The 25,070-nt window shown below is 57.3% G+C and carries 22 protein-coding genes; 11 read left to right on the top strand and 11 right to left on the bottom strand.

Translation table 11 applies throughout. The features are described 5' to 3' along the window. The first annotated feature begins 115 nt into the window (after positions 1-115). From VFA76_10995 to murA, 4 genes are all read left to right on the top strand, one after another. Complete coding sequence (locus VFA76_10995; GenBank protein ID HZR32363.1) at positions 116-1,168, top strand: serine hydrolase domain-containing protein; 1,053 nt, start codon at positions 116-118, stop codon at positions 1,166-1,168. Further along, entirely contained in the window at positions 1,165-1,623 is a 459-nt protein-coding gene (locus tag VFA76_11000; GenBank protein ID HZR32364.1) for a hypothetical protein, read from the top strand. The genes VFA76_10995 and VFA76_11000 overlap by 4 nt, the downstream gene beginning before the upstream one ends. Then, positions 1,580-2,530, top strand: a complete 951-nt coding sequence (gene murQ / locus VFA76_11005; protein ID HZR32365.1) for an N-acetylmuramic acid 6-phosphate etherase — start codon at positions 1,580-1,582, stop codon at positions 2,528-2,530. Before VFA76_11000 ends, murQ begins: the two co-directional genes overlap by 44 nt. A gap of 83 nt (positions 2,531-2,613) precedes the next feature. Then, positions 2,614-3,918 carry a UDP-N-acetylglucosamine 1-carboxyvinyltransferase gene (gene murA / locus VFA76_11010; protein HZR32366.1) on the top strand — a complete coding sequence of 435 codons (1,305 nt, stop codon included), beginning with the start codon at positions 2,614-2,616 and terminating at the stop codon, positions 3,916-3,918. A gap of 91 nt (positions 3,919-4,009) precedes the next feature. Here murA and pnp read toward each other — a convergent pair whose 3' ends face one another. Together pnp and rpsO are read right to left on the bottom strand one after the other, a co-directional pair. Continuing rightward, complete coding sequence (pnp, locus tag VFA76_11015; protein HZR32367.1) at positions 4,010-6,376, bottom strand: polyribonucleotide nucleotidyltransferase; 2,367 nt, start codon at positions 6,374-6,376, stop codon at positions 4,010-4,012. A 244-nt stretch (positions 6,377-6,620) separates the two neighbouring features. Next, positions 6,621-6,932: a 30S ribosomal protein S15 gene (rpsO, locus tag VFA76_11020; GenBank protein ID HZR32368.1), complete on the bottom strand. Its 312-nt coding sequence runs from the start codon at positions 6,930-6,932 to the stop codon at positions 6,621-6,623. Positions 6,933-7,026: 94 nt separating this feature from the next. On the opposite strand from rpsO, the gene VFA76_11025 reads away from it, so the two are divergent. From VFA76_11025 to VFA76_11035, 3 genes are all read left to right on the top strand, one after another. Beyond that, the gene (locus tag VFA76_11025) at positions 7,027-8,223 is read left to right on the top strand and encodes a hypothetical protein (protein HZR32369.1); all 1,197 of its coding nucleotides are present in this window, start codon (positions 7,027-7,029) and stop codon (positions 8,221-8,223) included. A gap of 62 nt (positions 8,224-8,285) precedes the next feature. After that, positions 8,286-8,750: a peptide-methionine (S)-S-oxide reductase MsrA gene (gene msrA, locus VFA76_11030; protein HZR32370.1), complete on the top strand. Its 465-nt coding sequence runs from the start codon at positions 8,286-8,288 to the stop codon at positions 8,748-8,750. Between the two features lie 492 nt (positions 8,751-9,242). Then, complete coding sequence (locus tag VFA76_11035; GenBank protein HZR32371.1) at positions 9,243-9,410, top strand: hypothetical protein; 168 nt, start codon at positions 9,243-9,245, stop codon at positions 9,408-9,410. A gap of 180 nt (positions 9,411-9,590) precedes the next feature. Here VFA76_11035 and gpmI read toward each other — a convergent pair whose 3' ends face one another. Both gpmI and eno read right to left on the bottom strand, forming a co-directional pair. Beyond that, the gene (gene gpmI, locus VFA76_11040) at positions 9,591-11,201 is read right to left on the bottom strand and encodes a 2,3-bisphosphoglycerate-independent phosphoglycerate mutase (protein HZR32372.1); all 1,611 of its coding nucleotides are present in this window, start codon (positions 11,199-11,201) and stop codon (positions 9,591-9,593) included. Positions 11,202-11,218: 17 nt separating this feature from the next. Next, positions 11,219-12,538, bottom strand: coding sequence for a phosphopyruvate hydratase (eno, locus tag VFA76_11045; protein ID HZR32373.1), 1,320 nt, complete (start codon positions 12,536-12,538; stop codon positions 11,219-11,221). A gap of 175 nt (positions 12,539-12,713) precedes the next feature. Here eno and VFA76_11050 point away from each other — a divergent pair, with 175 nt between their 5' ends. The 3 genes from VFA76_11050 to VFA76_11060 are packed head-to-tail and all read left to right on the top strand — an operon-like array spanning position 12,714 to position 13,895. Further along, a complete protein-coding gene (locus VFA76_11050; protein HZR32374.1) occupies positions 12,714-12,860 on the top strand; it encodes a hypothetical protein in 147 nt (48 codons plus the stop codon). Positions 12,861-12,869: 9 nt separating this feature from the next. After that, the gene (locus VFA76_11055; protein HZR32375.1) at positions 12,870-13,211 is read left to right on the top strand and encodes a redoxin family protein; all 342 of its coding nucleotides are present in this window, start codon (positions 12,870-12,872) and stop codon (positions 13,209-13,211) included. 27 nt (positions 13,212-13,238) lie between these two features. After that, a complete protein-coding gene (locus tag VFA76_11060) occupies positions 13,239-13,895 on the top strand; it encodes a hypothetical protein (protein ID HZR32376.1) in 657 nt (218 codons plus the stop codon). Positions 13,896-13,908: 13 nt separating this feature from the next. Here VFA76_11060 and VFA76_11065 read toward each other — a convergent pair whose 3' ends face one another. The 6 genes from VFA76_11065 to VFA76_11090 form a co-directional block, all read right to left on the bottom strand. Continuing rightward, positions 13,909-15,678, bottom strand: a complete 1,770-nt coding sequence (locus VFA76_11065) for a CRTAC1 family protein (GenBank protein ID HZR32377.1) — start codon at positions 15,676-15,678, stop codon at positions 13,909-13,911. A gap of 54 nt (positions 15,679-15,732) precedes the next feature. After that, a complete protein-coding gene (locus tag VFA76_11070) occupies positions 15,733-17,208 on the bottom strand; it encodes a tetratricopeptide repeat protein (protein ID HZR32378.1) in 1,476 nt (491 codons plus the stop codon). 45 nt (positions 17,209-17,253) lie between these two features. After that, a complete protein-coding gene (locus tag VFA76_11075) occupies positions 17,254-20,244 on the bottom strand; it encodes a carboxypeptidase regulatory-like domain-containing protein (GenBank protein HZR32379.1) in 2,991 nt (996 codons plus the stop codon). Positions 20,245-20,374: 130 nt separating this feature from the next. Beyond that, complete coding sequence (locus tag VFA76_11080) at positions 20,375-21,364, bottom strand: nucleoside hydrolase (protein HZR32380.1); 990 nt, start codon at positions 21,362-21,364, stop codon at positions 20,375-20,377. A 105-nt stretch (positions 21,365-21,469) separates the two neighbouring features. Continuing rightward, the gene (gene rbsK / locus VFA76_11085; GenBank protein HZR32381.1) at positions 21,470-22,492 is read right to left on the bottom strand and encodes a ribokinase; all 1,023 of its coding nucleotides are present in this window, start codon (positions 22,490-22,492) and stop codon (positions 21,470-21,472) included. 53 nt (positions 22,493-22,545) lie between these two features. Continuing rightward, positions 22,546-23,541, bottom strand: coding sequence for a GRP family sugar transporter (locus VFA76_11090; GenBank protein ID HZR32382.1), 996 nt, complete (start codon positions 23,539-23,541; stop codon positions 22,546-22,548). A gap of 340 nt (positions 23,542-23,881) precedes the next feature. On the opposite strand from VFA76_11090, the gene VFA76_11095 reads away from it, so the two are divergent. After that, positions 23,882-24,538, top strand: a complete 657-nt coding sequence (locus VFA76_11095; GenBank protein ID HZR32383.1) for a DUF5818 domain-containing protein — start codon at positions 23,882-23,884, stop codon at positions 24,536-24,538. A gap of 80 nt (positions 24,539-24,618) precedes the next feature. Here the strand turns inward: VFA76_11095 and VFA76_11100 are convergent, their stop codons facing one another. Continuing rightward, positions 24,619-25,020, bottom strand: coding sequence for a secondary thiamine-phosphate synthase enzyme YjbQ (locus VFA76_11100; GenBank protein ID HZR32384.1), 402 nt, complete (start codon positions 25,018-25,020; stop codon positions 24,619-24,621). Between the last annotated feature and the right edge of the window lie 50 nt (positions 25,021-25,070).

The raw sequence follows: 25,070 nt of genomic DNA on the forward strand, positions 1-25,070 counted from the left end.
TTACCGACCCGAGCGCAGTCTGCTATAAGCGAATGGTCAACCGAATCAATTGCCAGGGCCAGCTCACAGCTCGCACACGAAAATCCTGAACCCCGCCTACCAGCAGCAAGATTCAGTGTTTGCCAAGGCCTTCGAAGTTTTGCGTAAGGGTGTTGCCGATCGTGCGTTTCCGGGATGCGCTGCCGCAGTCAGCTATCGCGGGAAGCTGGCGGCACTGAAAGGCGTCGGGCGTTTCACTTATGAACAAAACGCCGCGGAGGTGCAAGCGGATACGATCTTTGACCTTGCATCAGTCTCCAAGGTGGTTGCCACTACCGCAATGGCCATGCTGCTATACCAACGCGGACACCTGGAATTGGAAACGCCGGTGGCCTCCATCGTCCCAGAATTTTCGGCGGGAGGAGACGAACGACGAAAACAGGTCACCATCCGGATGCTCCTGGCGCACTCGTCCGGTCTACCTGCTTATGAAAAATTGTTTCAGAAAGCGCACAATCGCGCGGAACTGGTGAAGAACGCCATTTCAACGCCCCTCACCGCCGATCCCACAACTCACGCCGAATACAGCGATATCGGCTTTATTGTTCTGGGTGAGGTCCTGGGGCGTATCGCCGACGAACCGCTCGACCGTTTCTGCCAGAGGGAGATTTTCGGCCCACTGGGACTGGCCCACACCTGCTTTTGCCCGCCAGCGAACTGGAAGCAGAGCATTCCGCCAACCGAGGATGACCGTGAATTTCGGCGGCGAATAATCCAGGGGGAGGTCCAGGACGAGAATGCCAGCGTGATGGATGGCGTAGCGGGGCATGCTGGATTGTTCGCCACTGCCTCCAATGTGGCCCTATTTGCCGAAACAATGTTGAATGGTAGGAGTCCCATTTTCCGTCCTGAAACTGTGGCCCTGTTTACCCGTCGCGAGACTGTGCCACTGGGGACTTCTCGCGCGTTGGGATGGGACTCCCCGTCGTCGCCATCACAATCCGGCCACCATTTCTCTGCGGGTTCTTTTGGTCATCTCGGGTACACTGGCACTTCGTTGTGGGTTGATCCTGCGCGGCATCTCTCGGTGACACTCTTGAGCAATCGTACGTGGCCCGACCGTAGCGGCCAGGGAATAAAAGAGATCAGACCCCGGTTTCACGATGCGGTAGTTGAGGCGCTCACATGACCCTCGCAAAACACATTCCTCGCAGCGCCATTGGCGCTGGGCTCGTACTTATGCTCGCAGTTTCCGCTCTCGCCTACGCTTCGAACCAGCTGCTGGCCTCATCTCCCTACCACCACGGTTACGTGGTCTTGGACGCCGTTGGTCTGGGTGCCTTCTGCGGTGCTCTGGTTTGGGCTTATGAAGAGCGCCACAATCGCGTTATGGCAGAGAAGCTGGAGATTATCGCTGAGATGAACCATCGAGTGCGCAATGAACTGCAGGTGATCCAGTACTCGGCCTATTTCACCAAAGATCGCGAGCACATGGAGAGGATTTCCCAGTGCTTGTCGCGCATCGAGACGGCATTGCGCGAGGTACTTCCCGGAAAGACGTTCATCTTCGAAACTGGGAGCGGAGAGGTTCCCGGGGCAGATGAAGAATCCAACACCAAAAGACTTGGCCGCACTGGCAACTGAGCGGCGCAACCGTGCCGCTGCGGAGCTGGATACGCGATCGGCCCTCGAAATTGCCCGCATTATTAATTCCGAGGACGCGAAAGTTGCACCCGCCGTGCGCCGCGCTCTGCCCCAGATCGCAAAGGCAATTGACCTGATTGTCGCGGCTTTGGCGCGAGGCGGCCGAGTCATCTACGTCGGCACCGGCACTAGCGGGCGTATTGCGGCCTTGGATGCGTCAGAGTGTCCGCCTACCTTCAACACCGACCCTGAAACCATACAGTTTGTAATCGCCGGAGGTAAAAAAGCGCTAGGAGCCGCAGTTGAAGCCAGCGAAGACTCCCGCCAACTCGGTGTGCGTGACATAAAAAGAAAGCGGCCCGGCAAGAATGACGTGGTTGTCGGCCTCGCCGCTAGTGGACGCACGCCTTATACGATCGCTGCTCTGAGCTACGCTCGGCAGCACGGGGCAAAAACCGTCGCCGTTACGTGCGCGCGAAACTCGCCACTGGGCAAGGCAGCGCACGTGCAGATCGTGGCAGAGGTAGGACCAGAAGTAGTTGCCGGTTCCTCGCGGATGAAGGCTGGTTCCGCCCAGAAAATGATCCTCAACATGCTCTCCACCGGAGCCATGGCCCGACTGGGGCGGGTTTATGGCAACCTTATGATCAACGTGCAGCTGCGAAATCAGAAGCTCTCGGAGAGGGGACTGGGGATTTTGCAGCAGGCTGCAGGCGTGGATCGGAACACGGCCAAACGTGCAGTTGAAGCCGCGGGAGAGAGCGTCCCGGTGGCCCTGGTTATGCTCCGATCTGGTGTAAATCGCAAAGAAGCCGAGCGCAGACTAGCCCACGCCAACGGGAACGCCCGTAAGGCGATCACCGGTTCGGGAAAACGCAAGGTCACGTCCCGTCGCGTCAAGAGCTAAGTGAAATTCCCGCTGCCTTCCACAGGTTTCCTCGCTAGAATGTGGTTGCACTTTTCGGACGAACCAATGGGGTGTACATAGCCGTGGACAAATTCGTAATACGCGGCGGAAATCCGCTGCTCGGAACTATCCGCGTAAGCGGGGCGAAGAACGCGGCCTTGCCGGCCATGGCGGCCGCTCTACTTACCGAAGAACCCGTCATTCTGGAGAACATCCCGCAGGTCCACGACATTGAGACTACCCGCAAGCTGTTGGCCGCGATGGGCGCGGAAGTAGAACTGGGCTACGGACGCGCGCAGCACCGCACCACCATCTGCTGCCGTCACCTGACCGCGCCGGAAGCTTCCTACGACCTGGTGAAGACGATGCGCGCCTCGACCCTGGTGCTCGGGCCCCTTGTGGCCCGTACCGGATATGCACGCGTCTCTCAACCCGGCGGCTGCGCCATTGGCGCGCGCCCGATTGACCTTCACGTAAAAGGTCTCGAGAAACTGGGCGCCACTATCGAGAACGATCACGGCTACGTGGTTGCCCGGGCCAAACGGCTCAAGGGCGCGGAGATTCGCTTCGACAAAATCACGGTGACCGGAACTGAAGATCTGCTAATGGCGGCTACTCTCGCCGATGGCGAAACGGTGCTGCAGAATTGCGCGCGCGAGCCGGAGGTTGCCGACCTGGCCGCGTTGCTGAACAAAATGGGCGCCAAGATTGAAGGCGCGGGCACTTCCACCATTCGCGTGCAGGGGGTGTCGCGACTTCACGGCGCGCGTCATCGCATCATCCCGGACCGAATTGAAGCGGGAACTTTTGTGATCGCCGCCGCCCTCACCGGCGGAGATTTGAACGTCGCCGGCTGCGACCCCGGCCATCTCACAGCGCTATTGCAGAAACTGCACCAAGTTGGAATCAAGCTGTCGCAGGGGCCAGATGCGGTCCGTGTGATCGGAGACGGCAACCTGAAAGCTTCCGATGTAGTGACCGAAGAATATCCTGGCTTCCCGACTGACATGCAGGCGCAGTATATGGCCTTGGCCACTCAGACCAACGGCAGCTCGGTGATCACCGAGAACATTTTCGAGAATCGCTTTATGCACGCTCTGGAACTGGTACGCATGGGCGCGGACATTAAAGTTGCAGGCCGGCGGGCTACCGTCCGCGGCAAGACCCCCTTGAGCGGGGCGGCCGTACAGGCTTCTGACCTGCGTGCCTCAGCTTCGCTGGTGCTGGCTGCGTTGGTCGCTGATGCAGAAACGATCATCGACCGGGTGTACCATATTGACCGCGGTTACGAGCGGATCGAAGAGAAATTGCGCAGTGTGGGCGCCCAGATTCGCCGCATCGGCGAAATGTTTCCCAAGCGGGCGGTAGCGCCAGCCGTGCCGGTTTAATCCGTCAGTTCGCCACAAGCTCTTGAGATTCGAAAGCAAAGGCCACCCATTCAGGTGGCCTTGTTTATTCTGCAAATCCTAAGACAGCAGCTTAACGTCGCGGCCCACCGCGTCCGCGTCCGCTGCGACCGTTATGGCCTCGGCCTCCACGACCTCCGCGGCCACCCCCATGCCCACCATGTCCGCCGCCGTGCTGGCCGCCTCCCTGGTGAGAATCTGAACGATGTTCCACGCGATTGAAGTTAGGCTCGGCTTCAGCTGCCGCAGCTTCCTCTTCTGTAAACTCGCCGCCACCCTCGATGGTCATGGTACCCGTGGCTGCGCCGGCGGCCGCCGCGGCCTCCCCGCCACCCATCTTGGCGCGTTGCTCCTTCAGAATGGCTTTGCGCGAGAGCCGGATCCGGTTGCCCTCGATTGAAAGTACCTTCACCAGCACCTGATCGCCCTCTTTGAGTTCGTCGCGCACATCCTTGATGCGATGCTCGGCTACCTCACTGATGTGCAGCAACCCATCAGTACCAGGCAGGATCTCCACGAAGGCGCCGAAATCCGCCAATCGCGAGACTTTGCCCAGGTACGTCTTCCCTACTTCCGCAGTGGCCGTAAGATCGCCGATAATTTGCAGCGCCTTGGCGGCTGAGGTCTCGTCACTGGAGGCAACGTTCACTTTTCCGGAGTCTTCCACATCAATTTTGACTCCGGTCTGCTCGATAATGCTGCGGATCATCTTGCCGCCGGGGCCAATAAGATCGCGGATTTTGTCCACCGGAATCTGCAACGTGTAAAAGCGCGGCGCATGAGCAGAGACCTTCGAACGGGCTTCTGGAAGAGCCTCAACCATTTTGTCGAGGATAAAGAGCCGGCCTCGGCGTGCCTGCTCCAGCGCCTCGCGCATGATTTGCGCGGTGATTCCAGCCACCTTGATGTCCATCTGCAGAGCAGTGATTCCTTCGCGCGTTCCGGCAACCTTGAAGTCCATGTCACCGTAGTGGTCCTCGGCGCCTGCGATGTCAGTGAGAATGGCGTACTTATCGCCTTCTTTCACCAATCCCATGGCTACACCAGCTACCGGCGAAACCAGGGGAACGCCCGCATCCATCATCGAGAGCGATGCGCCGCAAACCGTCGCCATGGAAGAGGAACCGTTGGATTCCAGAATGTCGGCAACCACACGCATGGCATACGGCCAATCGTTTTCTGAAGGCAATACCGCAGCAATAGCCCGCTCGGCTAGAGCCCCGTGGCCGATCTCGCGACGACCCGCGCCGCGCAGGAAGGCGACTTCTCCAACCGAGAACGGCGGGAAGTTGTAGTGCAGCATAAATCGCTTCTTGGCTTCGCCTTCGAAGACTTCGAGCCGCTGCATGTCGTCCGAAGTGCCAAGAGTGGTGGTCACCAGCGCCTGGGTTTCACCACGGGTAAAAATCGCAGAGCCATGGGTCCGCGGGAGAACTCCGACTTCAATCCAGATGTCGCGAATCTGGTCGAACCCTCGTCCATCAGGACGGCGCTTCTGATTAATCACCTGCTCGCGGAAGATGCGCTCACGCGAAAGTTCGAAATATTGCGTGAACTTGGTGCGGGCTTCTTCATCCTCTTCCGGAATCGCTTCCAGCAGCTCTTTCTTGTAAGACTTTACCAGGCGGTAGCTTTCCGCTTTGGGATGCTTTTGCGTATCGAGTGCATCGCCAAGCCGCTCGCCAATCTTCCCGCGCAGCTTGTTGTAGTAAGCCTCATCAATTACGGGCGGAGTGAACTCGCGCTTCGGCTTTCCAGCCTTTTGACGCAACTGCTCGATACCTGCGCAGATCTTCTTAATTTCCTGGTGGGCAAACTCGATGGCATCTACCACGGTCTGTTCCTGGACCTGGCTGGCGCCCGCTTCGATCATCACGATGCCTTCAGCCGTGCCCACAACCATAATGCGCAGCAAGCCGCCACGCATTTCTTCGTAAGTGGGATTGACGATGAACTGACCATCCACCAGACCAACCCGCACTGCGCCCACCGGGCCCCCGAAGGGGATGTCAGAAAGGGTTAGCGCCGCCGAGGCGGCGTTGATGCCCAGCACGTCGGGGTCATTATTCGTGTCTGCGGAAAGTACAAACGCGATTACCTGAGTTTCACTGCGAAAACCTTCCGGGAAGAGCGGGCGGATGGGTCTGTCAATTTGCCGGCTGGTTAAAATCTCGCGCTCACTCGGCCGACCTTCGCGCTTGATAAATCCGCCAGGAATGCGTCCGCCGGCATATGTATATTCGCGGTAATCCACGGTAAGCGGGAAGAAATCAATTCCTTCGCGAGGCTCTTGATTGGCCACCGCCGTGGCCAGCACCACGTTGTCTCCCGAGCGAATTACCGCCGAGCCATGGGCCTGCTTGGCTAATTTTCCAGTCTCAAATGAAATTTGTTTTCCGCCGGAGAGTTGTACAGTAAGTTCTTGAACTTCTTGCTTCATTCTTGTTTCCTTCCAGGAGTATCGTCTGCGAGGTTCTGGTGCGGGACACGCTAGCAGAGGACTCGGTCACAATACCTCCAGCAAGCTGGCCAGCCTTGATGGTTGCTGAAACCCCGGCGCTTCTCACTTGGCGGTTCAACCAAATCGCCTACAGGGATTCCATGACGGATGCGTTTGGCCCAAACGGGACCTGTAATTGTCCCCTAGGGGACGCGGTTCCCTTCTGGAGGGCCCCTCGAAACAACTACTTGCGAATGCCGAGTCTCTGGATCACGTTCTGGTATCGCTCAGAGTTGTAGTTCTTGAGGTAGTCCAGCAAGCGACGCCGCTTGCTGACCAGCATGAGAAGACCTCGCCTTGAGGCGTGGTCCTTCTGGTGCGCCTTGAAGTGGTCCGTCAACTGACCGATGCGTTCGCTTAGAATAGCGATTTGGACCTCGGGACTGCCCGTGTCCGTAGCATGGGTACGGTGTTGATCAATTAGGGCTTGCTTCTGCTGTCGGGCTAGCACTGAACCTGCTCTACTCCTATATTCTCGATTATCTAGTGACGTCATCGAGGGTAACACGCTGATTGCGCGGGTGTAAAGTTTTGCTGGCGAGCAGCAGCCCGCGACGTCTCGGCTCGACATCTAAGGAAGGAATATGGTCATGTTAGAGCGTTTTAATCGAATCTCCGACGCCAAGATCGTCTGCCCAAACTGCTCGCATGAGAATCCCGCTCCTTACCGATTCTGCGGCATGTGCGGAAATGCCTTACCGCGATTGACCGCGGGTGTGCCAGGAGAGGCCAGTGCTCCCGCATCAAGGACAGCTGAATCACCTGTCCCCAGAATTGTGCCGCCTCCGCCTGAACCTGAACCAGCTCGCGGTCAGCCGATCAGCGGACCTTCCTTTCTGGGGTTGAACGAACCGACTGACCGTAGCGCTGATTACCTGCTGGATGAGGAAGAAGAGCCCTCAGGCCACTGGAGAATTTACGCGGCCCTCGCCATTGTGGCGGTGTTTGCCATTCTGCTTGGACTGCAGTGGAAGAATGGAAAGCTCAATCGCGCCAAAGTCATGGATCTGGTGCAGCGCGTCCAAACGGCGCTAAACTCCAAGAAGCCGGCCAGCACCACTCCATGGCCAGATCAAACCGCGACCGAACCGGCGTCAACTGAAGAGTCCGCGGCGGCCGTAAACGATCAGCACGCTTCTCCGGCCCCAAAAGTCGCAACCCCGCCGGAATCTGCGTTACCCGCCGCTTCAAAGCCGCCCGAGACACCCAACCAGCAAGCGCCTAGCGAGAGCGATAGCACTCCTGCTGCGAGCGCCGGAGCAGCCCACAACGCAACAACCCCAGGTGCTCCGAAATCAGACGAGAGCAAAGCGCCGAGCCAGGAATCTGCGTCCGTCGATCAGGCTGATAACTCGGGAGCAAGTACCGACCATGGCAGTAGTAATAAAGCGCCAGCGGAGAAAACTCCCACAGCAGCGACGCCTCGATCGCGCAACGCAGCCGCAAGGGAAACGACGCCGAATACCAAAAACGAAGACCCCGGCGCCTCTCTCGTCGCCCGGGCGGACGCGTTGCTATACAACAGCGCCGCCACCCAGGACTGCGATCGAGCGGTGGGTCTTCTGCGAGAGGCTGCGGGTAACGACAGCGCAAGTGCGAAGAGCAGGCTTGGCACGCTCTATGCGACCGGTCACTGCGTTCCCTTGGATCGCCCGAGCGCATACCGTTGGTTCGCATTGGCGCTCAGACAATCTCCCAACAATATGTCCGTGGAGCACAACATGCAGATGCTCTGGGGACAGATGACGCCCGACGAGAAACAACTGGCTGTTAAAATGAGCCAATAGTCGCGCGACCGCCAAAAGAAACTTTCTTCCCGGTTGCGAATCAAACTCCGTGGGGGACAATCATGGAAAAAGCCACATTTGCCGCTGGTTGCTTCTGGGGCGTAGAGGCAAGTTTTCGTCAACTGCCTGGGGTGAGTGACGCGATTGTCGGATATACCGGGGGTAATACTGAAAGCCCTACTTATCGCGACGTTTGCACTGACCGCACCGGCCACGCCGAGGCACTCGAGGTCAGCTTCGATCCGCAGAAAATTTCTTACGACGCACTTTTGGACCACTTTTGGAAGATGCACGATCCCACCACATTGAACCGCCAGGGTCCCGACTTCGGTACGCAGTATCGCTCGGCTATCTTCTTCCACTCTCCGGAGCAAGAGAAAGCTGCGCGGGCTTCGAAGGAACGCTGGCAGGCCCAGTTCAAGCGCCCCATAGTCACACAGATCGTCCCGGCTACTACCTTCTATAAAGCTGAGGATTACCACCAGCGCTATCTGGAAAAACGCGGCGCCAACGCCTGCCACATCTAGTTGTGCAATAGGGGCACAGGAGGATGCGGAGCCTCTGAGCGGCTGGCTGCCATAAACGACAACCGAAGAGCTCAGAAGTCTTGCTTTCCGGGTTCCAGCTAACAACTATAAGCAAACAAATCACTTAGGCAAAGCTGGGAGGAGAGCGAGTCGCAATTACGCACCCTTCCATACTGTACCTTTGCACAATTCCACCGAGACCCTCGCGATTCAGAGGCTGGTCCGTGGTAATGTTTACGAAATTCCCTCCACAGGCGACACTAGCCTTCGAGCAATGGCAGAGAAAGCACTCCGTTGCCCGCAGACGGCACCCAGGGAGGGTGCAGGTATGAACGCGATGGCAACCCTGCAGATCTTGTTTGGAAGCGTGATTTGCATGACCACCGCACTGACCTTCGTAGAACTGAGGCGGCTGCGTAAGAAATTGCAGTAATACTTAAGAAATATGGCTGAGCTTTGCACTCCCCTAATTAACTCGGTTTGGAGGGAACAATGAAGGACCTTCTTCGTAGAATGTGGTTGGATGATAGCGGTCAGGACATCGCGGAATACGCAGTGATGTTGGCCGTAATCCTGGTAATTGTGATCGGGACGGTGCGACTGATCGGTACGAAATCCAATACCGTCTTCTCGCAAGTGGCCAGTTCGCTCGGAACATAATCCAAACCCGAGCCTTGGCTTCGCCTTCGCTTCGCGGAACACCTGATGGGCTACTCTCTAGCCCGCATGGTGTTCCGCTTGTTTTTTCTAAGGAAGTGTAGGGCGGACACACTGTCCGCCGCATTTGTCCGCAAGACTCTCGCGGCCAGCGTCCGCCCTATACGACCTGCTCGTCGCTGATTATCTAAGCGGAATGCGCAGATCGTGCCCGGTCATCTCACCCGGCTGAGGGATACCCAACAGACCCAGCAGCGTGGGCGAAATGTCGCGTAAGGAGCCGTGGTTGCGCAGAGTGAATCTCTTGTCTTCTGCGCTGACTACGATGAGCGGCACGGGATTGGTGGTGTGCGCGGTATGCGGACCGCCGGTGGCTGGGTCAATCATCATCTCAGCATTGCCGTGGTCAGCAGTAATGATCATGGCGCCGCCACGAAAGCGCAGTGCCGCAGTGATGCGTTCAAGGCAAGCGTCAACCGTCTCTACCCCTTTCACGGTTGGCTCAATTTTTCCCGAGTGGCCGACCATGTCAGCGTTAGCAAAGTTTACAACGATGACGTCGAAAGCACCTTTCTCGATGGCCTTGACTACTTCGTCGGCGATTCCAGCCGCGCTCATCTCCGGCTTGAGGTCATAAGTCGCGACCTTCTGTGATGGGACGAGTACGCGCTCTTCACCGGGAAAGGGCGGCTCTACTCCGCCGTTAAAGAAGTAAGTGACATGGGCGTACTTTTCGGTCTCGGCAACGCGCAAATTGCGCAGGTTGGCCGCGGCCATCACGTTGGCCAGGATATTGTCCAGCGGCTCCGGCGGGAGCACTACTGGTAAGGTGAATTGCTTGTCATACCGGGTCATGCAGACGTAGTGCTGGTTACGAGGTGTGCGGTCACGTGGGATGGTCGCATCCAACCCGGCTGCATCAGGCAGTTCACTCCCACCGTTAGGTGTAAGCCCGCTGTTGCGCGCCAGCGCGCGTGTAATCTGGCGTGCACGATCGGCCCGGAAGTTGAAGGAGATGCACGCGTCCTCGTCCCGGATGATCGCCAGCGGCTCACCACGATTGTCAGTGCAGATGAAGGGCACGACGAACTCATCCGTGACGCCCTGGTTGTACGATTCCTTCACTCCTTGCACCGCGTCCACGAACGGCCCGGCTTCGCCTTTGCCGTGCACCATTACATTGAATGCCTTGGCGATGCGCTCCCAGCGCCGATCTCGGTCCATTGCATAGTAGCGGCCGCTGACACTGGCGATCTTGCCTGTGGAATACTCCCGCATCTTTTGCTGGAGCTGTTGCAGATATCCGGCGCCGCTGGTGGGCAGGGTGTCGCGCCCATCCATAAAAGCGTGCACGAAAACGCGGTCCACGCCGTTCTGCTTTGCCATCTTCAGCAGAGCGTAAAGGTGATTCTGGTGCGAGTGCACCCCCCCGTCAGAGAGAAGGCCGAAAATATGCAACCGCCGGCCGCCGCTACGAGCATGCTTCATCGCGCCCAGCAGCACCGGATTGGAGAAGAAGTCTCCATTCTGAATCATCTGGTCAATGCGGGTGATGTCCATGTGCACGATGCGTCCAGCGCCGATATTAAGATGGCCAACCTCGCTGTTGCCCATCTGTCCCTCGGGCAAACCCACGTAAGGACCGCTGGTATGGATCAGCGTATTGGGAAAATCGCGCAGCAAACGATCATAAGCAGGCTTGCGCGCCAGGGCGATGGCATTGGCCTGGGTCTCAGCGCGGTATCCCCAACCATCTAAGATGGTGAGCACGATTGGTTTGGGACGAATGGGCATTGTTTCTCCTGCGCGGCCTACCCTCTCGTCCTTCCCGCCATCTCTCTTTGATAGTTGAGCGCCTTCAATCCCAAAAATTCCGCGGTATTGCCGAGCTCTTCTTCAATTCGCAGCAACTGGTTGTATTTGGCAACGCGGTCGGTGCGGGAGGCCGAGCCGGTTTTAATCTGGCCGGCGCGCGTCGCCACTGCGAAGTCGGCGATGAACGTGTCTTCCGTCTCGCCCGAGCGGTGCGAAATCACCGACGTGTATCCGTTATTCCGCGCCAACTCGATCGCATCCAAAGTTTCGCTGACCGTGCCGATCTGGTTGACCTTAATGAGAATCGAATTCGCAACCTGCTGCTCGATTCCGCGCTGCAGGCGTTTGGTGTTGGTGACGAACAGGTCGTCGCCGACCAACTGAATGCGGCTACCCAACTCTTTGGTCAGAAGTTTCCAGCCTTCCCAGTCGTCCTCAGCCAAGCCATCCTCGATGGAGACAATCGGATATTGCCTTGCCCAGTCGCTCCAAAACCGCACCATCTCTTCCGAACCCTTTGATGACTTATCGGATTTCTTAAAAACGTACTTGCCGTTCTGGAATAGCTCGCTGGTCGCCGGATCAAGAGCAATCGCCACCTGTTCGCCTGCTTTGTATCCCGCGGCCTGAATGGCCTCCAGCACGACCTCAATAGCTTCCACATTCGACTTCACGGATGGCGCGAACCCGCCTTCATCGCCGACGGCCGTGCTATATCCGCGTTTCTTGAGAACGCCCTTTAAGGTGTGGAAGATCTCCACTCCCCAGCGCAGCGCTTCCGAAAAAGACCCGGCACCCACTGGCATGACCATAAATTCCTGGAAATCAACATTGTTGTCGGCGTGCGCGCCGCCGTTCAGGATGTTCATCATGGGGACGGGAAGCAGCGCGGCATCGCGGCCCCCAAGGTTGCGATAGAGTGGCACGCCCAAGGCATTTGCAGCCGCGCGCGCGGCGGCCATGGAGACGGCGAGAATCGCATTAGCGCCTAGTCTGGACTTGTTCTCCGTACCGTCCAACTGAATCATCTTCCGGTCGAGCGCTCGCTGGTCAGAGGCGTCCATCCGGACCAGCCCTCTGGAGATTTCTCCATTCACGTTGCCCACGGCTTTGAGCACGCCCTTTCCCAGATAACGCTTCTTGTCGCCGTCGCGTAGTTCCACTGCCTCGTGCTCTCCCGTCGAGGCGCCGCTGGGCACCGCCGCACGGCCTTTCGCGCCGCCCGCGAGTAGCACATCCGCTTCCACCGTGGGATTACCGCGAGAATCAAGCACCTCACGGCCACGAATTTCCTGTATCTGAGTATTCGCTTTCATTCCGTCTCTTCTCTCCTGAAACCCTTCTCTTCCGAGACTCTGGCGCAGCGGCAAAACCGCGATTATATCAACCGTAATCCAAGGACCCCGGATCAGCCCGGACGTACCTCCGCTGGTTCTAGTTGTCCTATCGGCTATTGTTCAAGCTTCTTTGCTGTTCTACAGTCGCCATCAGATGAGGGAGAGCACGGGGACTCTCCAGATCGGAGATCGAGCACCGGAGTTCACTCTGCCGGCAGCCAATCGTGAGGGCGAGGTTTCGCTTTCCGGCCTGCTGCGGCATGGACCGGTGATTTTGGAGTTTTTGCGCGGCACCTGGTGACCGAACTGCGTGAAGCGCATGGCTCAGGCTGAGCCCCTAACGGAGCAGATTGCACAAGCCAATGCGTCCCTGGTTTACATCGCGGCTGAGAAACGAAACGGGATTTTTCATCCGGAGAGGTTTTTGGGCGAGCATCCCATTTCATTTCCCTTCCTGCTGGACGAGGATCGCAGGGTGACCAAGGCCTATGGCTTGCACCACCGCTTTGGCCATGACGCATTAAACATTGCGCACCCGGCCACGTTGGTGATTGATCGTGATGGGACCATGCGATTCATTTATCGCAGCAAAAACCAAGTCGACCGTGCGCCGCTTGAGCACGTAATGGATGCACTTCGCAAGCTGAAGTAATTGAAACGGAATAGAGCAGGAGGTTCAATGAAGAGAGCTGGGCTTTTGATTTGCTTGATGTTGCTGTCCGCCGCCGCGGTTGCGCAGAGCAGCTTGTCGCTCCCCGTGGGCACAGCGGTGAAAATGAAATTGCAGATTACGCTGGCCACCTTCACTACCAGGGTGGGCAGCCAATTCTATGGTCGCGTAAGCGAGCCGGTGATGCTGGGCAATCGGATAGTTATTCCCCTCGGGTCGGAGATCAAGGGCCATATCACCAGGATCAGCGAACCGCGCCGGATTGCCGGCAAGCCGACCATCGGCTTGCGTCCCGATACGGTCACACTTCCCAATGGCCAGGAGTACGCGCTGAGCGCTGTGCTCGTGGACACCAATGTTGGACACGGCACTGACGTTAACGATGAAGGCCAGTTCAAAGGTAGCGGCCACGATAAGTATGATCTGCGCGAGTCTGCTGCCGGTACTGGCGGAGGCGTTGTAATTGGCGCGTTAGTTGGTGGCGCCCAGGCTGGCATCATTGGCGCGGGAATTGGCGCCGGTGCAACCATGGTCCATTGGCTGGTGAAGCGCAGGTCCGCTACGCTGCCTGCCGGAACCGAATTAGTGCTGGAGTTAAGCCGCCCTGTTAGCATCACGCCGGCAGCCGGGGTCGCAACCGGCGCTGCCGGTGGCGGCTCGTTGTAGTACATTCAGACTGTCAGTGCGGGCGACGGGTCCGCACTGGATTTTTTTCTGATTGCGACTTTTTAGTCCGGGCCGCAGGCTTGGTGTTCGCCACAATACCACTTCCCTCTTTGATAGTAACGAACTGCCCTGCTTGGAGATTCGTAAATTCATCCTTGCGCCCGCTGGGCCACACCACCCGTACCGCGTCAGCCTTGGTCGCTTGACCCAGCCCAAAAAACAGCCGTGGATCGGAAGCAGAAGCGTAGCTGCCGCCACCCAGCTTCTGCTGGAATTGTGACATTCCCCCGGCAACGAGCGTTATCTTTGCGCCCACGGCGTCGCGGTTGCTCTTGGTTCCGATGAGAGTGAACCCCAACCATGAGTTCCCTGCCGTCACACGAGTTCTCCATAGTTCAGCGGGGCCGCCATTATTACTAACCGCAAAATCTACGGAGCCGTCGTTGTCGAAGTCGGCCAGGCAAAGTCCACGGCCGATAGTGGGGCGCATGAAGTCAGCGCCGACTTGCGGGGAGACATCTCGGAAGGTGCCATCGTGCTGGTTCATCCACAAAGTTTTCGGCTCGGCGTACTGAACGCTCCCTTTATAAAGATGAATATTAGGCAAGATGTGTCCGTTGATCTGCAGCAGATCGAGCCAGCCGTCGTTGTCAATGTCCAAAAACTTTGTTCCAAAACCGCTCAGCACGTTCATTGTCTTAGCCATTTGCGCAGCGAAGGTGTCATCACGAAACGTTCCATCCTTTGAGTTGTGAAACAGACGGTGCAATTCCATATCAAGGTGGGTGACGTAAACATCGAGCAGGCCCTGGTGATCGAAATCGCCGGCGTCAATGCCCATGCCGGCCTCCGGCTTACCTTCTTCGCCGTAGGCGATGCCGGTTTCGACTCCTACTTCGCTGAACGTTCCATTTCCGTTATTCCGAAATAGAAAATTTCGGACCGAATCATTGGACTGGATGACGTCAATAAAACCATCGTTGTTGTAGTCGAATGCGACAACGCCAAGTCCCTTGCCCAGCGAGTTGCTCAGACCGGCAGCGCGGGTCACGTCGGTGAAAGTGCCGTCCCCGTTGTTGTGGTAGAGAGTTGGCGCAACTCCGCTGAAGACCGCCGGAGCACAGTAACTGCGGTAACCGGGCTTGTGCTCGCCGCAGTAAACATTCTTGCTGTAGTCCCAATCGAGATAGTTAGCCACGAACAAGTCCAGCAGACCGTCGTTGTCATAGTCGAACCAGGCGGCGCTGGTCGCCCACCGACCCGCATTAGCTACGCCTGCGGACTGGGTAATGTCCACAAATTTCCCACCCACATTGTGGTAAAGGTGAGAGCGCGGAAATCCGGTGACGTAAAGGTCCGGCTTGCCGTCGTTGTCGAAGTCGCCCACTGCAACACCCATGCCGAACGTATCGTTCGCCACTCCCAATCCAGCGGAGTCAGTTACATCGCTGAAGGTGCCATCACCAGTGTTCCGATATAAGGCATTGCGAAGCGGCTTGGACGGTTGGTACGACGGGGTAGGGCCACTCTGGACGAAGAACAGATCCAGCAGCCCGTCGCCGTCGTAGTCTATCCAGCCGCAACCAGCGCCCATGGTTTCGGGCAGGAACATATCTTTGCTCGCGGCGTTGTCGTGAATGAAACGAATGCCCGATTCGGCGGTTACGTTGTCCAAGCGGAAACCGAGCGGCGACTGGCCCTCAGTTCGGGAATGCGAAGCATGCGGTTGCACCGGCTGGGATTGGCTGCCGAGCAGCCACGCCCACAAGAGTACAGCGCACAAACATGTTCGCCGGACCATTCATGGGATCATAACCGAAGGCAGAGAGAACAGATGTCAGCGGTTGGTGAGAGTAGCCAGGGCGCGCCGGTAGTCGGGATCGTCGGGTGAAATTTGCAGCGCCGACTTCAATGCCTGCACTGCCTCAGCTTGATGACCCAGGCGAGAGTGGATTTGTGCAATCTCGTAATATGCGTCGGCCTCGCGCGGGTCTATTAGAACGGTTTGCTGGAACGCCTGTAGTGCGCGCTGGTCATCGCCTTGCTTCTCCATGACCCGGCCGAGCACGTACAAGAACTCAGGATGATAAGGTCTGGACCGCAGCGCCGCTTCGATTTCGACGCGAGCGCCGGTCACATCGCCCCTGGAAAAATTGATTTTCGCCATTTGAGCATGGGCAGCGGCGTTCTCGGGATCCTTCTGCAGCGCTTGCTCCAGGAGTTGCAAGGCGGGTGCGAGTTGGTTTTGGCGTGCCAACTCTCCGGCTTGTTCGGCTATGTGGTCCGCGTCTGAACGAGCGCTGCGCGCGGCTTCTTCGCGGTGCGAGAGTTCGTCAAATTTCGCCCGCGTGGCTCGCGCCAGTTCGTGCTGCTTCAGGCAATCGTATGCACGAGCAAGCTGGAAGAGTTCCTCAGTACGAGAGGCGTTTTGGGTATCCGGCTTCTGCCGCGGTCCCTCTTGCTCGCGGTCGCTCAGCGGCTCCAACAGCTTTTTCGCCTCCGCACACCCACCTGACCGCAACAACACCTTCGCCAGCAGCAGGCTCGCTGGCGTATTCTCAGGCTCTAGGGCTAACACTTTGCGGGCATCGCGCTCGGCGTTCTCATTTTGATTGGAGTCGGCGAAGAACTTGGCGCGAAAGTAATACGCCGCCGCTGAGCGCGGCCCGAGGCGAACGGCGCGATTGAAGTTATTCAGCGCCAGCTCTGATTTGCCGGTCAGCTGATAGCAAATCCCCAGGTCCCGAAGAGCAGCAGTGTTAGCTGGGGCCAGTGCCACCGCACGCTTCAGTACGGCGATAGCCGAGTCATAATGCTGCAATTGCATTTCGAGCTCGCCGAGCGCGACTGCCGGCTCCGCGTCCCGTGGGTGGGCCCGCATGGCGCGGCGCAGGACGATCTCAGCCTGCTTGTAATTAAAAACCGTACGGTAGGCGGAGCTCAGGCCGAGAGCCGCCGCCTGATTAGCGGGTTCTACTCTCAGAATTGTTTTATAGGCGGCAATCGCCTCGGGAATACGTCCGATCTGCTGCAGCGTTCGTCCCAACAGCAGATTGGTCTGAACATCCCGGGGATTCGCCGCCACGGCTTGCTGAAGCAACGGCAGCGAGTCCTCAACTCTGCCTTGTTCCATCAACAGCTGTGCTTGCTTGCGAAATGCGGCAGTGCTCTTGCTCGGAGTTTGGGAAAAAACAGAATATGAAGTGAGCAGAGAGCTGCTTATCAGAAGAATTGCCAGCCTACGGCGCTTAGCTTGTAAATAACAGTTTTGTCTGTGCGGGCGACGCCAGCCGCAAAACCAACGCTGATTCACGAGAGGCCGTAACAAGGCGGCTGCAACAAAGCGGCCGCCCCGTCTTCAGAAATTGAGCCGCAACCCAAGCTGTACCGCAAACGGCAGACTTCCGGGGGAGATCTGGTCCAGCTTCCGATAAGTCGCGCTAGGTTGCGGAACTGCGGTCAGTGCCGATGGAACAAAAGCAGAGTTATTGGGATTGGAGAATAAATTCCCGTGGTTTGTCAGGTTAAACATATCAGCAAGCAAATCGAGGTTGTAGCGTTCGCTGAATTTTAAGTTCTTCTCCACGCGAAAGTCGGTCTGGAAGAAATTTGGCTGTCGCGCCGGGTACCTGGGCAGCAGAAACGCCTTGCCGCTCGCCGGTGTCACCACTGGACGGTCGTTAAACGCAACCTGGTTCGCTACAGCGTCATTGTTGATGTCGTCCAGGCTGTACGCCGGGTAGGGAAGCCCACTGCGTACCTGGATGGAGTCGCTCAACGTAAACCCGTAAGGAAGAGTCACGACCACCGCCGACTTGAACTGATGACGAATATCTAGACCGTTGGTCCCATAGTCCAGATTGATATTGAACGGGTCCTGCGGGCCGAAGAAGGTATCGGTGTCACGCTCGCTTGAAGCATTGTCTTTATTCTGGGACACGGTGTAGCTGCTGAATAACTGCCAGCGCTGAGCAAAGCTCTTGCGCGCACTTACGACAAACTCGTGGTAGTTGGAATGGCTGAAGCTCGCGAGTTCAGAAGTACCGAAACCAACCGCCGCAATAGTAGGATCCGCGCCGGTAAAGGGCACGACAATGGCACGACCGAATTGATCATAGTGGTCCACCACGACGTTTCGTGCCCACTGCGTGGTGCTGAATCCCCCTGTGCGCAAGTGGTCGGAATGGGAGTAGGCATATGTAGCACCCAAGGTCCAAGTGGCAATGCGCTGCTCAACCCCCACTGTAAGATTCGAGACGCGCGGGTTTTTGAACGCCGGATCAACGTAAGTTATTCCCGGCGGTCCAATGGTTGCAATCAGAGGATCGTTCGGCTGCAAGGCTGAAGGGTATAAGTTCGGGAAACCACCCGGAGGCGCGCACGCGGGAGGCGCACCCCCGAAGCAGAAAAGGGTTGAGGTCTTCTCACCGCCCGAAGTTGGAAAAAAGATTGTGGGGGTCTGGGCGTAGTACAGTCCCCACGCAGCACGTAGTACGGTCAGCTTATCTTGAGGTCCGAAACTGTATGCCGCGCCAACACGGGGCCCAAACTGCGTGTAATCGTTAGGCACGTTTTGCGGAACTGGGGCCAGGTGACTCCCGCCGGGCCCAATCGGACCAATGCCAATGTAAACCTGCTGGCCGGGAGTCCGGGTCTGTGGTTGCGGATTTTTGGAGCCGTCCCAGCGCAGACCATAAGTGAGTGTGAAGTGGTTGCTGACTTGCCACTTGTCCTGCCAGTACAGACCGATGCCTATCTGATGGGTAGGGGCTAATGGAGCTGCTTGAAAGATATTCTTCCCGTTTAAGCCGAACCCTTGGATGAATCCGAAAGGCTTGCGCGCTTCGAAGTCCTCGAGTGTGCCGAAAAGATAAGTGCCGCGAGACCAGCCGGCGAAAGTATCTTTCCGGTCGAAGAAAATGTCCGCATCGCCGCCAAACTTAATGTCGTGCTTTCCAAACACATAGTCGAAATTGTCTTGCGCTTGAAGTTTGCCGTTATCTCCGTTGATGGGCAAAAAGAATCGCTGTCCGAAATTGCCGGTGTCAGCGATTTGCACTTCGGTTGCATTGCCGTTGGGATGGCGCGGCCGGGTTTCGCCCGACAGCAACAACTTGACCTCGTTCACCTTGTTGTTGCCGAGCACACTATTCAACGTGAAAACCGAGTTCACGCCCTGGTTGTGAAAGTTCTCGGTGTTGTCAAAGGCTGCGCTAACCTCATTTTGGCCGCGACCTCCGGTAAACCCGCTGGTATGGTTTCGGGTGAAGAAGGCGCGTGCGCTGAAGTGGTGTTTGTTATTGATCTGATAATCGTAATGCCCCAGCACCGAGAAGAGGTTTTGAAATTGGGTGTGGGCGCCTTCCAGCGACGCCAAATCGGCTATGCCCAACTCGGGTACTGCAACTCCGCTAACATTGCGAGCAAACTTGGTGATCAGCGGTCCGTGCTGCTGTTGGCGATCTACGGCCAGAAACATGAACTGGCGGTCCTTCTTAATGGGGAACCCGATCGAGGCGCCGAACTGGTGTTGCCAGGTGACGTTGGAAGGATTATTCAGTGCGTCATTGGCCGTCAGGTTCTTGTGGCGCATATAGTAATGCGCGCTGCCATGGACATCGTTCGTCCCGGACTTGGTAACCACGTTCAGCAAGCCACCGGTTGAGCGACCGAATTCCGGCGCAAAGCCGTTGGTAACTACCTGGAACTCCTGCACCGCGTCCAGTGGGATGGTGAAATTCTTGGTTTCCAAAGATCCGAAGAACTCGCCGAAGGAATTGTTAAAAGAATCCCCGCCATCGATCGCAATTCCGGTGTAGTCGCTCTGCTGGCCGCCGAGCCGAATGCCGCCGCGCAGTCCGGGAACCACCTGCGCTGAGGGCGTCAATTGCGCCAGGTCGCGATAATCCCGTCCGGAAAGGGGTAAGCTGGAGACACTCTGGGAGTTGATTAGTTCGCTGATTCCGGCCTGGTTCACATCCACTGCCGTGGCGGTCACGTTTACTTCTTCACTGGTGCCCTTGACGGGCATATTGATGTCAATGTCCAGGCTGCCGCCGACGTGAAGCAGGATGCTTGAAACCTTGGTGGTCGTAAAGCTCGGCGACTCTGCCAGAAGTTGATACTCGCCCGGCGGCACTTGCGGGAAATTGTAGTGTCCGGCCGCGTCTGTTACTACGTTCCTCTGGAAACCGGTGGAAGAACTGCTGAGCGTCACTTTGGCATTGGGGATCACTGCATGGGCTGGATCCAGCACCGTGCCATGGACGTCGCCCCGCTCAAGGGTCTGACCCATTAATAAGCATGTACAAATCAGGGCAAAAAATACGCAGGCACCAGGCAGACGCATGTTCTTCCTCCCTTTACAGGCTTGGGAAAGTGCAAGTGAGAGAAACCCAGAAGACATTTAGTTGGGCGAAATTAGACGATTTATAGCAGCCAAAGTCAAGAATATAGTTTTACCGGAACACAGTTCAGTTCTACTTGCCTCGCACGCGGCTCACCAGCAGATCCAGGAAGCGTTGCGCTTGCACATCAACACAGACTTTTACGTTGGGCGTCACCTTATCCATGCCTTCGATGACATAACGGTCTCCGTGCAGCACGTTGCGCTCGATGTAGCCTTCCCGGTTGGCGACGGTTTCTCCTCGTGTGAACTCACCTCGGGTTTCAACATCAACGTGCATGGATTTCGTTGTCACCAGCGATGAGTCGAGCGCTACCCCCATCGCGAGTGGGTCATACATAGGCGAGCCGGAAAATCCGAATTTCTGCGATTGTCCCACCAGGTACTTCCCCACCTTTGCCACAAAGCTCGAGATGGGGCCGGGCGCTGCCTCAAGCTGTGCCACCTCGCGCTGAGTCAACAAAGTGCGGTTCCCAACATCCAGACCTACCATGGTGAGGGGCCAGCCCGCATTAAAGACGATCTGCGCCGCCTCGGGGTCGTTGTAGATGTTGGCTTCCGCAGCAGCATTAACGTTTCCTCCCGAGATGCTTCCGCCCATAATGACAACTTCTCGGACGAGAGGAGCAATGCTCGGGTCTTTTGAGAGCGCCAGCGCGATATTGGTCAATGGACCGACGGGAACCAGCGTGATCTGGTGAGGATATTTATGCACCAGTTCGATAATCAGGTCGGGGCCGAACCGCGGGTCGGCGCGGCAGCCGGTCGGCAGCTCCACATCTGCCAAACCGTTCTTGCCGTGCCAGAATTCGGCGGTAATCAGCTTCTGAAAAAGCGGGTGTTTGGCCCCGGCCGTTACCGGGATGTCGCACCGCTTGGCGAGGTTCACTAGCTTGAGCGCGTTTTCCAGACCCACTTCAGCGGTGACATTTCCGGGGACCACCGTCAGCGCCTGAACTTGGACCTCGGGCGAGGTCAGTGCCAGCAGGATGGCCAGTGCGTCATCGGTACCCGGGTCCGTATCAATGATGATCTTCTTGGGCGAGGAAGTTCCTTGTGCCACTGCCAGCTGGCACAAAAGAAACAGTAAACATATGACCGATGAACGAATATCTCGCATTGCTTTTGTACCTTTCGGATAGATTGTGTAGAAAATTGGGAGGTTCCCTCACGAAGTATGCGCCAGTCGTGCGGCCCCAGGGGGCGCGGCAGTCTCCACCGAACTGAAACCCGGTGCAGCCTGGAGCTTTGCCGTTTTCAGAAAACGAGTGACTTCCGCCTTGTCCGGCATGGATGGTTGGGCGCCCTTGCGGGTCACGGAAACAGCTGCCACGGCTGATGCGTAACGCGCGGCCTCGGCAGGCGGCTTGTCCTCAAGCAGCGCAACCGCGAGCGCTGCATTGAAAGCGTCTCCAGCTGCAGTTGAATCAACCGCACGCACCTTGAAGGCCGGGATGTATTCCCGCTCCCCATTGCGGCTTGCCAGGTAAGCACCTTGGCTTCCCAGCTTCAAGATCACATGGCGCGGCCCGCGCCCCAGCAAGTCTTCTGCATGCTGGCGCACATGCGTGGGATCAAATTGCAAGCTTCCCGATCCCTGTGCCGGAGAAGACCCGCACAGGGCCAAAGTCTCGCTCTCATTGGGAGTGAGCCAGCTAAGTTGAAGCAGCAGCTTTGGAGGCAAGTCACGCGCCGGCGCAGGATCCAGCATCACTGGGATCTTCTTCCGGTATCCCATTTCCGCTACGTACACCACCGTTTCCAGCGGGACTTCCAACTGCATCAGGATCATGCCAGCATTTGCCAGCAACGACCCGAAGCGTTCCACGTCCATCGGCAGCAAACGCCCGTTCGCTCCAGGCACCACGACAATGCTGTTTTGACCCCGGCTGTCGGTTGTGATCAGGGCGACTCCCGATGAAGTCTGCGCCGCTGCTGTAATCCCGCGGGCGTTTACGCCGGCATCGTGCAGCCCTCGCCGCAGGCGCTCCCCAATTTCGTCGTCGCCTACCTTGGCGATCATACTTACGGGATAGCCGAGCCGCGCCACTCCCACCGCTTGGTTCGCCCCCTTTCCGCCGAAGAAGGTCTCAAACCGGTTGCCGATGAGCGTCTCCCCGGGCGCAGGAATGCGCTCGGACGAGGCCACCATATCCAGGTTGACGCTCCCCACCACTAGTATCGGTTTCATCTCGCTCCAAGGATCCAAATTAATGAGCAAACGATCTTAATGAACAACGACATTTAATGAGTGACGATCGGCGCTATTGCAACCGCTCCCAGCCCGATGACGAAGCATGCGAACATGAGCGGGATTAGCCGACGCGATTCAGGCGGCGCATTCGCAAATTCTTTCCAGATAAACACACCCCATATGGCTGAGACCATGGTCGCGCCTTGTCCGATCGCGTATGAAACTGCCGGGCCGACCAACTGCGCATGGGACGCGACGAAGTTCAACACCGTGCCCGTACACCAAATCGCCCCGCCTAATATTCCGATCAGGTGCCACGAAGCACGCCCAGCAAAATAATCCTTCACGCGGACAGGAGGGTCGCCGGTCAGCGGCTTGCGCATCATTAAATAATTCACCGGCACTGCGCACAACAATGTGCCGATCGAGAACCAGAACGCCACTGCATACGGGCCGAGCGCCCGCTCGCCGGTTACCGCCTTAGTCACCAACGGATAGAACACTCCCATGAGAACGCCGCAGGCCAGACTGATCACGATCCCCTTGCGGCTGACCTGCTGCCGTCCCACCTCGCGCCGGCGATACGCCATCGCGTCGAAGACGATGGCGAGCATCACCATGGCTACGCCGCCGAAGAGTAAGTAAGGATGACCTTTCGGTGCCAGGAGATAATTCATTAGTACTCCTACCACCAGAGCTAAACCAATGCCGATGGGAAAGGCTACTGCTAATCCGGCGATCGCGATCGCTGCTACCAGGAGCAGGTTGGCAACGTTAAATACCGCTCCCCCAGCCATGGCGTAGAGAATGTGGCGGGTGTCAGTTTGAGCAAGGTCGGCCAGAAAGCTGGATTGTCCTCCTCGCAAACTTCCCAGGGTGAGCCCCCAAAAGATACTCGTCAGCACAATACCGAAGACGTAATCCCAGTAGAACAGCGGAAACGGCCACTTGGGAGTGAGCTTCATAGTGTTGGCCCATGACCCCCAGCAGACAGCACTAGTGATCATGAACAGCAGCACCACGGCATATGCTTCCGGCTGATACATCCGTTGTCCTCCCCTTACGCCCAACCCACCCGTTCACAAGAGGATAGGCGGTGGGCAATCGTAAAACGTTTCAATCCTTTGTCAAGGTCAATCCCCGGGCGTATGACCATCTGCTGTGGGCGGATTGTTGGTGGCCAATAAAACTTGCCGAGACACAAGCCAAGTCATAGCTGATCAACCACCCGGAGTACCTGAAGTGCTCAGGCCAGCAGCTCTCGATTGAGGCTTCCGGACAGCCAACCTCTCACGTTGGGTCCAATCTAATTATTCAAGCGCGCCACGCCTAACAACAATCGACAGCTCAAATGGCCGAAGGAAAACCCTTAGGAGGATACCTGTAATGAGAAATACATGGTTAGTGACCCTGCTGCTGCTGCTCGCTTCAGCTTGGGTTGTGGCGCAAACCAGCGACACATCCGCCAGCAATCCGCAGAGCGGAACAAGTGCTTCGCAAGAGACAAGTGCTTCGCAAAGCACCAGTACCTCTTCGCCCAGTACTTCTTCCCAAAGCTCGGATCCCAATAGCTCCACCAGCACCGCCAATCCGAGCGGTTCGCAAACGACAACCACTACTCAATCCACCACCACGACCAGCACGACCACCTCAACTGCAAAGACGAAACTTGAAGGCTGCTTAAGCGGTTCAGGTGGCAGCTACACGCTGACCGATAAGAACGGCCAGACCTGGCAGCTGAGCGGCGATACCTCTTCGCTGAGTGAATACGTTGGAAAAGAAGTACGTGTAAGCGGCGCCGAACAAGCCGCCGGTTCCAGCTCGAACAGCGGCATGAGCAGCTCCAGCGGTTCTCAGAGCGGTTCTCAGCCCAGCAGTTCAAATCCGTCGAACCCGTCGGATTCTTCCCAGGCCGGCGCGTCGAACGCTTCTGGAGCTAATCCCAGCGCTTCGAGTGCAGCACAGAACACGTTCAACGTGACCAAGGCAAAGAAAATCTCCGACAGCTGCAGCACCTCGGGCAGCATGCCGAGCAGCAAGTAAGCGCAGCTGGAAAATTCTTTCTCGACCCACCGGCGAAATTTGCCGGTGGATTTTTTTTGGCCAAAATTCGGAAGCCCGCCTCAGTGCACGGGAACAAGGGCAACGACGCTCTCCCGTTCGCGCGGTCCGTCGAACTCTATAAGAACTACCCTCTGCCAGGTACCTAGCACCAACTTTCCCTTCTGTACTGGCAGCGCAAGAGAGGTCCCAATCATTGCCGAGAGAATGTGATCGGGCACATGGGCGGGATTGTGGGGATGACGATAACGTAGTTTGGGCATCATGGCCTCAAAAGCGTCAAGCATGTCGAGATCGGTTCCGGGATCCAGATCGGCTGTGGTGAGCGCCGCCGTCGTATGGAGCAACGAAAGCTGACAAATGCCGGTCTCATCCGGGTAGTGTTTACGCAATACGGCATCCAGCTGGTCGGTGATGTCCACTACCTGGCGTTTCTTCCCCGTCTTTACGGTTATCTTCTGCATTGATTTCACTTTCAATTGGATGTGGTCTGGCGAGAAGCCGCAGCCTGTTG

It is taken from the genome of Terriglobales bacterium (assembly GCA_035651655.1).
In the GTDB taxonomy this organism is placed as follows: Bacteria; Acidobacteriota; Terriglobia; order Terriglobales; family Acidobacteriaceae; genus DASRFG01.